Origin of the sequence: Paenibacillus polymyxa, from assembly GCF_018614975.1 — a bacterium.
Classification (GTDB): Bacteria; Bacillota; Bacilli; order Paenibacillales; family Paenibacillaceae; genus Paenibacillus; species Paenibacillus polymyxa_E.
The window spans coordinates 16,192-33,226 of sequence record NZ_JAGGNR010000059.1; the positions used below are offsets into that span (position 1 = coordinate 16,192).

Annotated in this window: 8 protein-coding genes and 1 pseudogene; 1 reads left to right on the plus strand and 8 read right to left on the minus strand. The window is 44.4% G+C overall.

Annotated features, from left to right (window positions below; translation table 11 throughout):
• Window positions 1-44: 44 nt before the first annotated feature.
• The 8 genes and pseudogenes from J7E78_RS29775 to J7E78_RS28485 all read right to left on the minus strand — a co-directional run bounded on the left by J7E78_RS29775 (window position 45) and on the right by J7E78_RS28485 (window position 16,589).
• Window positions 45-176 carry a hypothetical protein gene (locus J7E78_RS29775; protein WP_285229477.1) on the minus strand — a complete coding sequence of 44 codons (132 nt, stop codon included), beginning with the start codon at window positions 174-176 and terminating at the stop codon, window positions 45-47.
• Window positions 173-4,198: a non-ribosomal peptide synthetase gene (locus J7E78_RS28455; RefSeq protein ID WP_215080141.1), complete on the minus strand. Its 4,026-nt coding sequence runs from the start codon at window positions 4,196-4,198 to the stop codon at window positions 173-175. The genes J7E78_RS29775 and J7E78_RS28455 overlap by 4 nt, the downstream gene beginning before the upstream one ends.
• Window positions 4,199-7,294, minus strand: a complete 3,096-nt coding sequence (locus J7E78_RS28460) for a non-ribosomal peptide synthetase (protein ID WP_215080143.1) — start codon at window positions 7,292-7,294, stop codon at window positions 4,199-4,201.
• Between the two features lie 240 nt (window positions 7,295-7,534).
• A complete protein-coding gene (locus tag J7E78_RS28465; protein ID WP_215080146.1) occupies window positions 7,535-8,557 on the minus strand; it encodes a TauD/TfdA family dioxygenase in 1,023 nt (340 codons plus the stop codon).
• Between the two features lie 11 nt (window positions 8,558-8,568).
• Window positions 8,569-13,191: a non-ribosomal peptide synthetase gene (locus tag J7E78_RS28470; RefSeq protein ID WP_215080148.1), complete on the minus strand. Its 4,623-nt coding sequence runs from the start codon at window positions 13,189-13,191 to the stop codon at window positions 8,569-8,571.
• Between the two features lie 848 nt (window positions 13,192-14,039).
• Window positions 14,040-14,591 carry a hypothetical protein gene (locus J7E78_RS28475; protein WP_215080150.1) on the minus strand — a complete coding sequence of 184 codons (552 nt, stop codon included), beginning with the start codon at window positions 14,589-14,591 and terminating at the stop codon, window positions 14,040-14,042.
• 4 nt (window positions 14,592-14,595) lie between these two features.
• Window positions 14,596-16,179 (minus strand): glycosyltransferase family 39 protein, encoded by a 1,584-nt coding sequence (locus J7E78_RS28480; protein WP_215080152.1) that lies wholly within the window; start codon window positions 16,177-16,179, stop codon window positions 14,596-14,598.
• Window positions 16,180-16,378: 199 nt separating this feature from the next.
• Window positions 16,379-16,589: pseudogene (locus J7E78_RS28485) on the minus strand (helix-turn-helix domain-containing protein).
• Between the two features lie 86 nt (window positions 16,590-16,675).
• Here J7E78_RS28485 and J7E78_RS28490 point away from each other — a divergent pair.
• Window positions 16,676-16,963, plus strand: coding sequence for a DUF6809 family protein (locus J7E78_RS28490; protein ID WP_074093590.1), 288 nt, complete (start codon window positions 16,676-16,678; stop codon window positions 16,961-16,963).
• Window positions 16,964-17,035 lie beyond the last annotated feature (72 nt).

Sequence of the window (17,035 nt, forward strand, 5' to 3'; positions counted from 1 at the left end):
TCTCTTCCATATGAAGCAGGAAGATGCATCCAAAGTTAAATCTTTTACACAACTTTCTCCTCTTGCAACGTCAACACCGAAGCAATGCTTTCCCTGAGGATATCGATTCCTCTTCGCAGATTGTGATTGGAGATGTTCAATGGAGGCATGACCTTTTCCATCTTTTCAAAAGTCATCTGATCCGTCCCTTCATCATTTGATTCACATATTGGGCCACATTCACGGCATGATTGTAGTCGATCAGATTCTCATGATGACCAGGAATGGGAGTAGAATTACATGTACCTGTCGTCTTGGCGTGCCATGACTGTTCATCCGTTAACGGAACTGGACTATGTGCATCCTGAGCCGTTGCATATAACAAATGAATATCTGATTGTATCGGCTCTGCTGAATAGTAGTTATCAAAGGCCACTTCATTGGCAAGACGCACTTTGAGACTTCTAAGCGTGCTTTCACCTGGGAAGTAATCCATGACTTTTTTTAATTGGGTGTCATAGTCCTCACTAAGCTTAAACTCATGTCCATTGTTGTGTGCTAATTCGGCAAGAGCCTCCATCTTGCTTATTGAGCGAATATCCTGTTCATGACTTCTGGCAGGCGCATCCAGAATAATCAGCCATTCCACCTGCTGCCCCGTACCTTCGATGATCCGTGCCAGCTCAAATGCCACATTGCCGCCAAATGACCAACCCAGCAAACGGTAGGGACCTGTCGGATGCAATTGCGTAAGAACATCGTAATAATACTCGGCCAGTTCCTTGACGGTATAGAGAGGCTCTTCGTCATTTTCGTATCCTCTTGGCACAAATCCGTATATATTCAGGCCTTCAAGTTGGCTAACCAACTCATAATAATTGATAAGATTGCCGCCTCCCGTAGGAATGAGGAACAACGGTATTTCATCCGCACGTCCTCCTTCTTTCAATACAACCATCGATTGATATTGGGAAATATTCCCTCCCCGAATGATTCGCGCGATCTCAGTGACAGTGGAGTAATCAAACAAAGTAATCACGGACAGTTGAGTCTGGAACGTTCTGTTCAGAACATCCATTAAACGGACGGCTTTGATGGAATGCCCACCCTGATTGAAAAAGCTTTCATGAAGATGGATAGTGTCCACACCAAGGATATCCATGAAAATCTGCATAACCCTTTCTTCCAGTTCATCCTGCGGAGCAGCGACATAATCCTTCAAGGTGCCACGGTCCAGATGCTTCAGCGCTGCCTTGTCCAACTTGCCATTACTGTTTAGAGGAATACGATCAATCGTAATGAAGCGTGAGGGAATCATGTGACTCGGCAGCAGGGTTCGGCAGAAGTTGCGAAGGTCCGTACTGAGAATCTCAGAAGATGGAGCCAGTTGAATGTAAGCACTCAGAGACAGTTCTTCATCATCTCCCCATCTCTCAGCCAGCATCGCACACTCCTGAATATCAGCGTGTCTGGAGATTACATCGGTGATTTCCCCCAATTCTACACGCATGCCTCTGATCTTCAATTGGTTGTCTATTCGACCGACAATGTATAACTTGCCCGTAGCGTCGTAATAAGCAATGTCGCCCGTTCTGTACATCCGTCCATCGGTAAACGGATTCGCGAAGAAAGCCTGTTCGGTCTTTACGGGATCTCCGTAGTACCCCCTCGCCAGCCCAACACCCCCAATATACAAATGACCATGAACCCCGATCGGCACCGGATTCTGCATTTCATCCAGAACGTAGATAAAATTGTTCCCGATTGGCCGACCAATAGATATATTTCTTCGTGCGCGGAGACCTTCCAACTGCACATTCATATGAATGGTCGAATCAATGGAAACCTCGGTTACCCCATAACTGTTATGCAGATTACACTCGGGAAGATTGTTATGGAACGCTGCAACCATCTCGGGCTTTAATGCCTCTCCACTGGAGAATACATCCCGTAATGACGCTAACTGTTCCAAATCCGCCACACCAATTCGCTCCAAAATCATCTTCAACATGCTCGGAACAAAAAAGACGATGGCCACTTCATATTGCTTCAAAGCTTGAATGATCGCATACGGATCACGATGAAATCCTGGTTCCAGGAGGGCAACCCTGGCACCTGCCATCCATGTCCAGAAATATTCAAGACCGACATCATCAAAGGTCAGGGTTGTTTTCTGAAGTACCGTTTCATGGGATTCCAGCTTGAATTGGTGCTGCATCCAGCAGATACGGTTCACCCATCCCTGGTGCCGCACAGATACCCCTTTGGGTTTCCCTGTAGTGCCTGACGTATAATAAATAGCTACCAGATGATCAGGCCCCACTTGTGTCGAGGGAACTGTTATCGGCTTGTCCATATACATTTCAGGTTGAGATACGTCGATCAGAAGGGCAACATCATCCGGGATCGGCAACGTATTCGTATTGATGAGACAGATGGACGCTCCCGAATCTGTTAACATGTGACGATTTCGCTCCACAGGTGCATCCAGATCCAGAGGCACGATGGCTCCTCCCGCTTTTAACACGGCAAGAAGGGCAATAGGCAAATGCAGCGAACGTTCTATGCCAATGGCTACCGCCTTGTCAGATCCAATTCCCTTGTCGATCAGAAGATGAGCCAATTGATTCGCTTGGCGGTCCAGATCTCGATAAGATAATTCATCTCCCCCATACACTACAGCCACCTGATCCGGGGCTCGGGCTACAGATGCTTCAAACAGATGTTGTACACAGATATGATCAGGGTAATACATAACCGTATCGTTCCATTCATATAAAACTTTCTGTCGTTCTTCATCACTAACGGCTCCAACCCCTGCGATTGGCTTCTCTGGTTGATTCACAATATACTCAAGCAGCGCTATAAAATTACTGGCCCAGCGTTCAATCGTACTCATGTGGAACAGATCCCGACTACATTCAAATGTACCTTTAATCACATCCTGATCTTCCGTCAAGTCCAGTGACATGTCGAATTTGGATGTGTTGATCTGCTTCAGCTTGATCTCCCTGAACACAGCCTGTTGACCTTTCTGTTCAAAATGGCCCGCTTTCCCCAGACTGAACATGACCTGAAACAATGGCGAATATCCTGTGGTTCTAGATTGGATCAGGTCATCGAACAACAGATCAATCGGTACATCCTGATGGTCAAATGCATCAAGAATCGTATTTTTGAAAGCATCCAGGTGTTGCAGAAAGGATTGCTGATCATCAATACGGCTTCGCAGTACGAGTGTATTAACAAAGAAACCAACGATCTTCTCCAAATCGGACTGTGGCCGATTGGAGACAGGCGTACCGATCAGCAGATCCGTTTCACCCGAATATTTACGTAACAAAATCGCAAAACAGGTATACATCACCATAAATAGCGTGGAATGATTCTTCTCCGAGATTTCCCTTAATCTGCTGGTAAGAGATGCAGGTATCGTGAAGTATACGGATATTCCCTCTTCACTCCGTTTCTGCGGACGTTCATGGTCATATGGCAAAGTGAGCGTATAGGAGTGCCCTTTCAATTGATCAAGCCAGTACCTCTTCTGAGCAGCAAACTCTTTACTTTCCAACAATTGATTCTGCCATACCGAGTAGTCTATATATTGAGTCGCGGAAGAGCTGTATGCCTGCAAAGGGCCTACTCCACGGAAATGTTCATAATAAGATAATAGATCTCTTCGTATGATCTCGATGGACTGACCATCCGAGATGATATGATGCATCATCAGGACAAAAATGTGGCGGTGATCACTAAGCTTAAATAATTTGAATCTGCACAGTCTGTCCCGAGTAAAATCAAAAGGGCCATCGGCCCTTTCAATTCTATCGACAATCTGACTTTCGGCCTGATCTTCCGGATACATCGATAGATCAACCCATTGATAATCCGGTTGTTCTTTCAAAGTATACTGATACGGTACACCCTCTTCGGAATCAATCCGAATCTGCAGTAACTCTTGCCTGTCCACCATCAGTCCGATGGCTTGCTCAAATGCCGACTCATCGAACTCTCCCCTAATCTCATTGGCAAAAACCATGTTGTATGCCGTACTTGCTGGCTCAATCTGCTGCTGAAGCCACAACCTCTTCTGAGCAAAAGATAGCGGAAAGCGATTTATGTCACGAGAAGTGCGCTGTACTGTATTGGTCACATTCATTTGACTTAATATTCGATCAATCAGTTCGCTTTTGTTTATTACTGCACCTGATTTTTTCACTTAATTACCCTCCGCAGAATATCCATTCGCTTCCAATAACAGATTCTCAATCACTTCGGACAATTCACGAATGGTAGGCGCATCAAATATTTTACGTAGCGGCAGATTGACTCCTGCCTGCTGTCTGATTCCAGAGATGACCTGCGTTGCAATCAGTGAATGTCCTCCCAGCGCAAAGAAATTCTCATCTATGCTAATCTGTTCCCGCTTTAATACGGATCTCCAGATCTGAGCAACAATCTGCTCAACGGTTGTCGTTGGTGCGGCATATTCTGCCCCGGAACTTACATCTACGTCCGGTAGAGCGTGATAATCAATTTTTCCATTGCTCAGCAGCGGTAAATGGTCTAGCACTTGGATTGCGCTAGGAATCATATATTCGGGAAGTACGGACGAAATCCACTGTTTGACATCCTGAATCTCTCCAGCGGTATCCAGTTCTACATAGGCAGCCAGCAATGGTTCTGTCTTCTCTAACAACTTCGCCGCTGCAAGTCGCACATGAGGATGTTCATTCAGAACCTTCTCGATCTCGCCAAGTTCGATCCGGTAACCTCTTAACTTCACCTGCCGGTCAACCCTGCCAATGTATTCGATATGACCATCCGGCAAATAACGGACCCTGTCTCCGGTTTTGTACATCACGTTGTCCGGCGCATAAGAATGTGCCAGGAAAGCCTGGTCATTTAAGTGTTCATCTACATATCCATCTGCAAGTCCTTTTCCGCTGATATATAACTCTCCGGCAACACCTGGCGGGACAAGATTAAGGTTCGAGTCCAGCACGAGCAGATTCGTATTATGAATCGGTCTGCCGATCGTTTCATGAACGTTATCCTTGTCACAGATATGATAAGTCGTATCAATACTCGCCTCAGTTGGACCGTACAAGTTAATTAACTGAGTGTTCGAACCAGCAAAGAAAGCCTTCTGGAGCGGAATTCCCAGCCTTTCTCCCCCACTGAACACTCTTTTTAACGGTGCTGAAGAGAGGGTTTCTTTTTCCACCAAAGCCTGAAGCATGGTAGGTACAACCTGTAATGTCGTAATTCGTTCCTTATGAATAATATCAAGCAGATAGTCGGGATCAGCATGTTTGTCCGGCTCAGCAAGAACCAGCCTTGCGCCCGTAGTAAGCGGTGCATAGAATTCCCATACCGATGCATCGAAATTAATCGATGTTTTCTGCAATACAGCGTCTTCCCCGCTCAGTGGAAATTCATTGTTCATCCAATGCATATGGTTGCTGACGGCCTGATGTGACACTTTGACCCCTTTGGGTCTACCTGTGGAACCGGAAGTATAGAGGATATAGGCGATGTCTCTGGCATCTACTCCGATTGTCGGTGCGTCCGTGGGCTCGGTCGCAATTGCCTCACCTTCTTCTTCAAGAAATACAGGATTAGCAAAAAGGGAATTGAGCCGTTCATTGTTTTTATTCAACAACAGCACCGTCTCAATGCGAGCATTATCACGGATATAGGACAATCGCTCATTCGGATAATCCGGATCCAGTGGTACATAAGCCGCCCCTGCTCGAAGCACCGACAGAAGGGCTATGACCAGCTCAGGAGATCTCTCCACGCTTACCCCGACTACATCTCCATGCCCGACACTTCTTGTCCGATGCAGATAGTGGGCAAGCTGTTTGGACTTCTCATGGATTTCCCGGAACGTAAGCAGCGTGTTACCGGACACAACCGCAACCTGATCTGGTGTCTTCAAGGCTTGTTCGTCCAGCATCTCCACCAATGTAGAGGTTGCATATTCCCGAACCTCTCCTTGAAGAATCGATTGCAATGTAAATGTCAGATGATCAGGGATGATATTGGACGATACGGGTTCATCCAGATTCACATAGGCCTTGTTGCAAATATGTGTGAATATATCCGCTATGTAGCCAATCTCTGTCGGAGTGTACTTTTCCTCGTTATATCGAAGAACGATATCTCTGCGATCAGGGTATTGCTGGATATTGAGTCCAAGGTGAACCGGTTCAATCTGTTCCGACTGATACACAACCCGGAACGTGTGACCACCCGATTCCACCACGGATGATGCATCCCGACTCTCGAATCCATAGGAGAACACAGATTGACTCGAATTCGATTTGCTAAACATTTTGAAGTCAAAATAATCTGCATATTCCACACTATCTTTTGCTTCACTCGTCGTTCTTTGGATAAACTGAGCCAGCGTATCGTCCTCTTTCCGACCGGAGTACAGCGGTACATATCGATTCAATGTACCAACAACCTTCTCCAGATCCTCATCTTGTCGGCCCCGCGTATGTACGCCAACCGTCAGTTCCTTATCCTCGCCCAGCAGATGCAAAGTCAGATTCCAGCAGGCAAGCGTAACATCATCTATTGTACTTCCAACCTTATCAGCTACCTTCTTAAGTTCAGCCCACAATTCTGGTGTCCAATCTACAGAGAAACTTGCCATCGTCATTCCAGGGGATCCACTACCGGATGACATGGACAATTGTTTGTCATAATGATCGAAGCGTTTATTGTTCCAAAAACTTCTTTCTTCCGCGTGCTCATCATTAGTCAACAGGTCATTCAACCACTCGGATACAGCGTAATATGGTACCTCTTCTTCCAGAAGTTCTTGGTCTACGTCGGCCACCATTAATTGTGACAAATCCTCAAGAATAACGGCAGGTTCAATATCTGAAAACTGCGGATCAAAAGCTAGAATCAACACTTTGGAACGTTCAGACAGATCCACGTTAATGGCTTCCAGTGAATAATCGCCTCTCCAAGTGCCCAACTCTTTCCGGATCAACCCTTGAATATCCTCTTCCACAATCGATTCATCTGAATATGCAGTACGGAATCGGCTTCTGGTCTCCGAATCTACCTTCTGAAGATGGACCCCATAGTTGGGATCGGCTTCTATGGAAGTGCGAAGTGCGCTGTATTTCTCGGCTATTCTCTTCACGGCTAATTCAATCTGATCATTGGAGCACTCGCCTTCGATGTTAACAGCAATTACACTTGGAACCAGTGATGTTAATCCGTTATTATTCAGTTCATGCAGTCGTTTCTGTTGTGGTGAAAGGGGATAACCCAGCATTACATTTTCCATGTTCAATCCTCCTGCATTTCTAATGTATTTTCGTTTCTATATAAAGTGAACTAAAGAATGTTACACTTGCCACTTCGATGACAGAATAACCTTCCGATCGCTGTTATCCCCAGATTTTTTTGATTCCCTTCTTTAAAGGAAAAATCCGGGGATAAAGGCGAACGCTTCGCTTCTTCACATTATTTCCGTCCTCTCCGTTATCGTGTAAATATTAAGTTCATTATATTTAGTTTAATTTCCTTACGACGAAATTGAGGCTTCACGACTCACGGGTTCTCCCATGGCTACCAATACTTTTCGATCTCCCTGATACGGGTTCCGGGCATGCGCCACCAGCATATTATCCAGCATAAGAATATCTCCCTCTTGCCATGGGAAGGCAACCGTGGCCTCAGCATAAGCCTCACGAATATGGGCCGCCACTTCGGCATCGATTGAACTTCCGTCTCCATAATACGTCTGGTATGGCAAACCTCCTTCTCCGAATTCTTCGAGCATCAGATTGCGAACTTCTTCGTTCAGACTGCTGCTATGCCAGAAGGCAATATGATTGAACCACAGATTCTCCTGCGTATCCGGGTGGATCGTAATAGCCGGTCTCACCTGTTTGGTTGTCAGCGTTCCATCCTCATTCCAGTAGCAGTCCATGTTGTTGTCCAGACAATATTGCTCCACTTCTTCCTTGGACTCCGTGTGGAAAACATACTGCCAAGTCTGTCCGAATCCGGTTCCGTAGTTTCGAACCAACATCCAGCCTTTCTCTGCAAACACATCCCGAATATCAGGGTCAATGAGGTTATATACCTTCCGTACATCCACGATAGGTGTTTCTCCGCCTTCATCGGCGACGACGATACTGGAGAACCAGATTTTTTTGGGCCAGGTCATGACGTAGGACAACTCATTATGCGGTGCAATAGTCTCCTCATTGGGAAATTCCGTTGACGTATACACCTTGCCATGCACTTGGGTTCTTGGTGTCGCTCCTTCCTTATAGCTCAGTGGCTCGGGGCAGCTTACATCGATAAACCCGTAAAAGCTCTCTGGTGTGGTGGTATCAAAACCTCTGAAGAGGACTCCACCGTATTCCAACATCTTCTCTTCCACCATATCCTTATTGTTGAGATACCATTGATTCAGATCTAGTCCGGCTACATTCGGTTTGATTACCAATGGCAGCTCTTGACCTTCTTCCAAAAACGATTGCTTTACGATTTCTTTCTGCATGACCATCTGTGCACCTTTATCAAATTTCTTTTTCATGGTTACTCCTCCTAAGATTTAATTTTGTTGAATTTCTTCTTGCTTTTACTGCTGTTCAGCAATACCATCTTGTACTCGTGGGCCATCACCTCCCAATCATGACGTACAGCTTGAAGACTCCGCGAGGAGTCAGCTGCAATCAGCTCCACTACAGCCATATAATCATGCAGGAATCTCTTCATGGTGGATTTGCCAAACAACTCTGTTTTGTATTCCACCACTGCATTCATTACATGATCAGCCTCGATGAGATTTAATGTCAGATCCCACTTGCTCTTGCCGCTGTGCCCCCACAAAATTTCATTTTGAGCAATACTTAGCCCTTCGATGTTGTACGTATTTTTGACATCAAGTACAAACCACGTCTGGAAGAACGGGGTCAGCCCCGAAGCACGATCCGGGTTCAGCAGTTCAATCAGCTTGCCGAAAGGCATCTCCTGATGATCAAACGCTTCAAATACCGTATTTCTAACCGAAATAATCTGGGCATCTATGGACTGTTCCGGGTCCATGACCGTCTTCAAGGCAAGGCTGTTGGAGAAATATCCGATCAATCTCTGCACTTCGGCACGATTCCGGTTTGCTACGGGTGTTCCTACGACGATCTCAATTTCACCCGAGTAAAAGTACAGCAATATTTTGTAGGCGGTGAGCATGGTGATGTACAGACTGGCATTGTTTTTCATACCGGCCTTTTTAATCATTTCAATGGTTTGTATCGGAATTTCTGCGAGCAATATATCCCCGGTATCCACGTTGTTCAGCGAAGGCTCACGGTCATAGGGCAATACTTTTACCGATCGGTTGACGGTACTTCCCAACTGGTTGCGCCAATAATCCAGTAACGTCGGAAATTCGGCAGTCATCCATTTCTCTTTTTGCCAATATGAATAGTCGGAATATTGAATAGTCAGATCCTCTGTTGCTGCATTCTCACCTCTGAGATATGCATTATAGAACGACCCCAGTTCAACCATCAGAATATCCTGAGACCACCCATCGAAGATAATATGATGAAAATTAAAATAAGCAAAATATTGATGTGCATGGATTTGATATAATCTAAAATAGTACATAGGCCCTTTTTCCAAGTTAAACTGGTGTCTTGATTCTTCTTCAATCACACGCTTCAGACTAGCTTCGGAAGCATCACTCAGTGAAACCTGAACCTCAATATTAAATGGCTCGTAAGGTCTGATTCGCTGCACCGGTATATTATTCTCTATAACAAAATACGTTCTCAATACATCATGCCGCTGTACAATCTGATTCAATGCATAGATGTACGCGTCTTCCGAAAACGTACCTTCAAAAATAATATGTCCAGGGATATTATACTTGGTGCTCTTCCCTTCGAACTGTTCAACCAGCCACAAGGATTCCTGATTGAATGACATTACACCTTTGAGCGCCGGGTCCACTCTGGGAATATCCGTTAACACGAAAATCGGCTTGTCCATAATTCCGTTCAATACGTCCACTTTGGATCTCTTCATTGTGTTTTGTTCCATACTCATCTTGCCTGCCTTTCCTTCCATGACCTGATCCAGATGTGAACTTAAGGATTGAATTGTAGGGAAATTAAACATATCGTTAATCGAAAAATCAAAACCTATCTCGCAAAGTCTGGTATAGATCTGAATTAACTTGAGTGAATCACCACCCCGTTCATAAAAATGATCCGTCACCCCCACCTCTTCAAGTCCAAGAATCTCAGACCAGATGGCAGATATCGTCTGTTCCATGACAGAACTCGGCGCCACATACACATTCTCTTCATCCGATTGCGGCTTCTCTATCGATAACGCCAAGTAATCAATCTTTCCATTAATTGTAAGCGGGATAGACGATACCTTGATCAAATGTGTGGGAACCATATACTCTGGCAACAGAGATACCAAGGTATCCCGAACCATCCTCCGTGTTACATGTACATCGCTCACGTAATAAGCACATAGCTGGCGGGAATGCTGATCCGTCTTGACGCTCACAGCAACATCCCGGACTCCTTTTATCTTCAAGAAAGCTGCCTTCACCTCTCCCAGTTCAATTCGATACCCTCGAATCTTCACCTGATCATCCATTCTTCCGAGGTACTCCATCTGACCGTCTTCCCTTAACCTGCATAGATCACCTGTGCGGTACAATCGCTCACCTGGATGATCCGGGTGTTCAACGTATTTTCTCCCCGTCAATTCCGGTTGGTTCAAATAACCTCTGGTTACTCCGTCTCCCCCAACCAATAGTTCACCCTGAACCCCAACAGGGACGTAGCGAAGGGATTGATCAAGCACATATATGGAGGTGTTCTGAATAGGCCTGCCGATGGGCACGTACTCGGTTAGGTCGACATGAGGATTGTAGGTATAGATCATGCAGCCCACTACCGTCTCTGTCGGTCCATATTCATTGAAAATGGTAACCTCATGCTTGCTTTGCCGGGTAATGTTTGCGGCCAGTGAAGCACTTAGATTATCGCCACCTACAATAAATGTTCTGACATTGGATCTGTCCATAAGGTTCATATCCTGGATCAATTGCAGATGAGCAGGAGTCAGCTTGATCAGATCCACTCGTGGATCCAAGACAACCTCCGCAATCAACGCCTTGTTATGGGATGAGTTATAGATAATCACTGCATTGCCCGTGATTAGCGGCGTGAAGACGGAGGTGACGGTAAGATCGAATGAGATGGATGAATACAGTGAGAATGTCGTTGTCCTATCAGCAACATAGGCTTGACTTGACCACCATATATAGTTGGTCAATCCCTTATGCTCCACTAATACACCCTTCGGTGCTCCTGTTGAGCCTGATGTGTAGATGACATAGGCGAGATCCCTCATATCTATGGTCAAGTTCAGATTATCTGTTATGATCTGCCCCCCACGATCTTCAAGCAGATGTATGACATCTACACTGTCCGGCATTTCTATTCGCTGGTTTACCAGGACAAACCTTACCTGAGAGTCTTTTAAAATATGTTGAATTCGCCCATCGGGATACTCGGGATCAATCGGAATATAAGCACATCCAGCTTTCATAACCGCCAGAATTGCAATAACCATCTCCATACTGTGTGATGCAATAATGCCTACCAGTTCTCGTTGCTTAATTCCTCTACTGATCAATGCTGTGGCCAAACCATTAGCTCTGGCATTTAGCTGTTCATAGTTCATCTCCTTATCCCCCAGGATAAGTGCTGTATGTTGAGGAGTAGCAGCAGCCTGTTCTTCAAACAACTGGATGACGGTCTTATCGCTTGGATACACTGCCTCGGTATTATTAAAATCAGTTAGCATCGATTGTTTATCGGCTTCGCTTACAATGCTGATCTGTTCAATTCTTAGTTCGGATTGTTCCAGAATTGCCTCTGTAACCGCAAGAAACTGATTGAGCACATTATCCATAAACGTTTCACTGAATAATTCTGTCCGATAATCCAACTGGAATATGATACGATCCTCATTCATTTTTTCAATAATATTGATAAGCAGATCATTCGTCTCGTGTCCGTTAAACTTGTTGTCCAGATCGATATGATGTCCCTGCATCTTTTTAAAGCTTTCCGGACGGTAGACAAGAGATATGCCGAACAGTCTGTTCAGTTCCGGTTTCGAGAGCCATTCTCTGAGTTCACGAATTAGCTGATTATAGGGATATTTCTGATGTCGTAACATTTCTTTCTGTTCGTTAGAAATGCGTTGCAGTAAGGTTAACACAGATTCAGAAGGTTCTACCTCGATCCTGACAGGTATGGTGGTGACAAACATGCCAATCATATCTTTATCTGTTTTACTAGTGCGGTTCGCGTAGTTGGTTCCAACGACCAAATCGGTATGGTGAGTGAGTTTATTCAGCAGAATTGCTAGATTTGAGAGAAAAAAGGTGAATACGCTGACATTCTTCTGACGACAGAACTCTTTCAAACGTACATACATGGAGTGATCCATATTCATCGTTTTTCTTCTGGCTGCGGTGTGAGTTAAGAGGGGATTGTGCGGTTTCAGTTCCATAAATTCGGGAATCGTATGAAACTTCTCTCTCCAAAAGGCCTGATCTTTCGCATAGCGTTTCGAAGTGAAATATTGCTGTTCACTATGTACATAGTTTTCATAATCGTGAGTCGCAGATTCCACTGTGCCTGTGTTGCCACCCTTCAATTCGGCATGATAGGTCTCTGTAATCTCATTTGTCAACTGGACTAATCCTAAGCCATCACAGATAATATGGTGGATCTGAATGATATATCCGTATTGTCCATGACCTTCGTACGTATATATCTGGCATAGATCTTCACTGTGTACATGGATCGGATGGTTATCTACATACTGAGTCCATGTCATATCCGTCAAGGCTGGTCCTTCATGAATATGCTTGAGTGATCTGTACTTATAAGGTTGAATGTACTGTTTCTTCTCGCCTTGATCCAGTATAATTCGGGTTCGAAGCAGCTCCTTATTCTTCAAAACCCTGTTAATGGACTGCTCAAGCAAGATGAAATTGATCGGTTCCGGTATGCTCATCTTCGCTGTAATCATCCATACATCTGAATTCGGATATAACATCTCCATATACCATATTCGTTGTTGATGCTCTGTTAAAGGATGCAGATCGACGCATACATTTCCCATCTAATTCTCCTTTATATATAATTTACCCTAAAATAAGTTAATTACAACTTATCATCCCATCCGAATTTAATCAATAACTATTTTATTTGTTTTTTTAACAAAAATGTAGATATTCCGACATCAATATCCCCTGTTCCACATGAAAATAGTGAAAATCCCAGCCAATCTTTCTACAATTTTCCACCTCCGTTTCACGGTAAAGGTCGAACAAACTGAAAAGGCTAATTGGGGACAACCTCAGCATTCTATTGCCTTTCCGAATTGCTCTGCCTTTTCTGTCATTATCCTCGCTAACCTCGCTCTTAGCCCGCTCATCCACTCCGGCTCATGTGACCACTGCTCTGCAACAGATCGAAGCATACGCACATATCCGTACAAGTTGGCAAAACGGCGACATGCGGGGAACATGCTCTCCAGATCATAACGTTCTCCCGCGCAAGGGCATTATTTTGAAATAAATATTTTAATGTTAACATGGACATTTCTCCTTTTTGATCGTTTCATGTGCATTGCTTGTAGCCAACGAATGCCCGCGGCTTTTAAAAATTCTGAATGTATGAGAAATTTGCACAAGCAAATAAACCTCGCATACGCCAGAAAAATTGAGCAGTTATATCCCTATATATCAGCAGATCTCAGATCGACTGGGAAACTGGATGTGTCCCACACTGCATCTGGATGGTCTGCCGGATTTATTCAGTTCATTCTTACCTTCATTGTAGTAATAGAACATACCATCTTAGACCGTCGTTTCATGACGCTCACTCCCTTCAAAAAAACAGATTTTTCCGTAATAACCCATAACCGAAATGTAAGCAATTACAAAATGAAGATAATCCCATCATTTTTTACTGGATAACCATCACCCGTTCGACCGTCTCCGTGTTGTCCTTATACCACACCATAACGATGTTTTCTTTTTGAAGATCAGACACTTGAATGGACGAATTCGCACGTGGGGTGGAATTGCCAGAACGCGGCGTTCCCATGCCTTCAGTGATCGTAACATCATCACTTATATTCAATTTCATCTCCATTCCGGTATCCTTCCATCCCATGCTTGTAGATGAGGTATCCTGCACCTCAAGTAACGCCAGCGTAACTGTGTTTCCATTCACGGAGATGACTCTACCAGTAATATCAGCATTCATCATCCTCTGCGTCATGTCCGGACTGCCTGTTCGATCATTCATGCCAGGGGTGCCCCTTCCACCTCTAGGTGTTCCTCCATTCATGCTGCCCAGTCCACCACCATTCGGCATGCCGCCACCGTTCATGCCTTGCACAGAACCGGTGTTGGTAATATTCTGGGCGGTTATAACATCGCAAGCCGTCAGCATCACCGAGCATCCTAGCAGCAGGAGCAGCATCACCGATGTGAAATATTTATTTTTTCGCATATAATCACCTCTTTCTCAAGGGATATTTCTCCAAGGTACCTTTACGATGGAATATGAAGTCATACGTATCTTTGAACCCCATATAGGACAGCACAATCAACAGCGGATATACAGGGTAGATGTATCTGGACTTAATCTCCCACAGAATATAGAATCCGATGAATCCGAGAATGACCAGGATCAAGGAGACTTCATCATACCGTTTACGACGAATTCCACCGACCAACCGGATGAAAATAAAACAGTACATCAAAAAATTCATCACATATACGATCCAGAGCAAACCTGTCCGATAAGCCGAATCCCCTTGCAACAGTTCTGTTATCGCATTGGTATAGCTGTAAGAGCCTGCGATTCCGCCTCCCCTTCCTCTTCCTGCACCCAAGGAACTTTCATTGCCGATTCCGTAGCGGTCCATCTGGTACGTCCCTTCGGTCCAGGTCCATATGATCTTTTTGTAATACATCTGTACCAATTCACTCGCACTTGCTTCAGACAGCTTGTTGCCAATCTCTTGTTTAAATAATGCTGCGCTTTCAGCCTTATTGTAGTTGGCCTGTCTCTGATAGATCTGATAACTCTCCATATTGTCCCAGAAGCCAAAACGCTCCAGATTAATCCCCATGTTTAGCCACATATAGACCGGTGCCTCATTCTCTCCAACAGGTTCGCTCACTGCACCGGAGGACTGAAGAACCACATTCTGAGTCCAGGTTGGTACATTAAACAACATAGCCAGCACACCGATGGAAATGACAGCTTTCTTCGCTCCGATGCTCCGCATATTCAGCAGGATATATATGATGGCAGCGATTAGCACGATCACGCCAATGCTGCGGAAGTAATTGCCCAACGCGAGAAAAACGGCGGCAATGACGATTGTTTTCCAAGACTTTTCACGTACAAAACGAATAACAAAGTATAAACAAGATGTCAGAAAAGCTGTGGCAATCACATCGTTATAGATCAGGTTGTTCAGGAACAAGGACGGCAGGTACGTCGCTGCAAAGATCAACACACCATAATCACGTTCCGTGGATCTGTCGTTCACTTGTTTATAAATAAGGTAAATCATGAACGTTGTTAACGTTGAAAACAAAATGTTAAATAGTTTGATGACCAGATAGTTATCCGGGAACAGGTACAGCAACGTCTTCAGGTACAACACGATCGAGTAGTTGAACGGGAACATGTGCAGATAACCACCCGTTTCAAACGAGGAGTAGTCTTGGTTATACAGCATGTTCATGGCTAGTGAAAGAACGGTCTGTGAATCATCGGTGGGCATTCTCGGAAATACAAAAATGATGATGATCTGAATGATCAGAGAACATAACAGCACAATCGGAATGACAACCTTCGGGCTGTATTTGTTCAGTTTCAGACACAGCGCATATAACCCGACACCTGAACCAAGAAGCAAAAGAATGACCGGGAGAAAAACACCCCATCGCTGCATGCCCAAAATGGGATTGTCCCCATACAAGGCGTAATTGTACTGTGCCCGAACCAACAAGGACGAGGCAATAAACACCGCAACAAACACGAGCAAAATGAGATAAAACGACTTATGCAGCACCTTAGACATGCGAAAACTCCTTTTCGATTACAGGATTCCGTGAGTATTATAATCGCTCTGGCTGAAAAATCGCTGAAAGGGAGTAACGCTTACAATCGGTGCGGATCAGTATGTGTATATAGACAGAAAAAGACCGTCCCTTCGATAAGGTAACGGTCTGTATGTCCATTTTATTAGAAGTACACTGCCTTAAGCTAATTGTTGAAGATCACTTCTCGTCCTTGATAAACTCAATGATATCCTGGATCTCACAATCCAAAACCTCACATATTCGATTCAGCGTATCGAACTTCACACCATCGGTTTCTTCATTAATATAATTTGGCAATCCCATTTCTATGTAATCCGGTTAGTCGGGATAAATCAGCAATATTAATTCTTTTCTCACCTATAATACGAGATAAATGAACCTTGATCATACGAATTCTCCTCCAAACTAAAATGCACACTGTAGTGTTCGAATGGAAACTTAATATCTACAAATACTCAAAAAGAGGTGTACATAGTGAAAGAATCCTTGGAATCTTTAGCAGAACCGTTAATCCGAACGCGCTTAGAGTTATTATACAACAATTTGTCTCACACGCAGCCTGATTATACCCAACTATCTAAAGAATCTGATCATTACTTTCATAATATTCGCCAAGCTTTACCGGAGCAACTGAATCAAACCCTTTTTCTATATGAAGATACTCAACTCTCTATGCAAACACTTCTGGAAAGAGAGATTTATTTACAAGGGTTTCGGGATGCCCTTCAGCTAATGAACGAGTTACATATAAACAGCTTCTAACAACTTAGCTTCTTACAAAATATGCTATAATCAACAAAGCAATAGAATAGGCGTGAACTACACACCACCTAA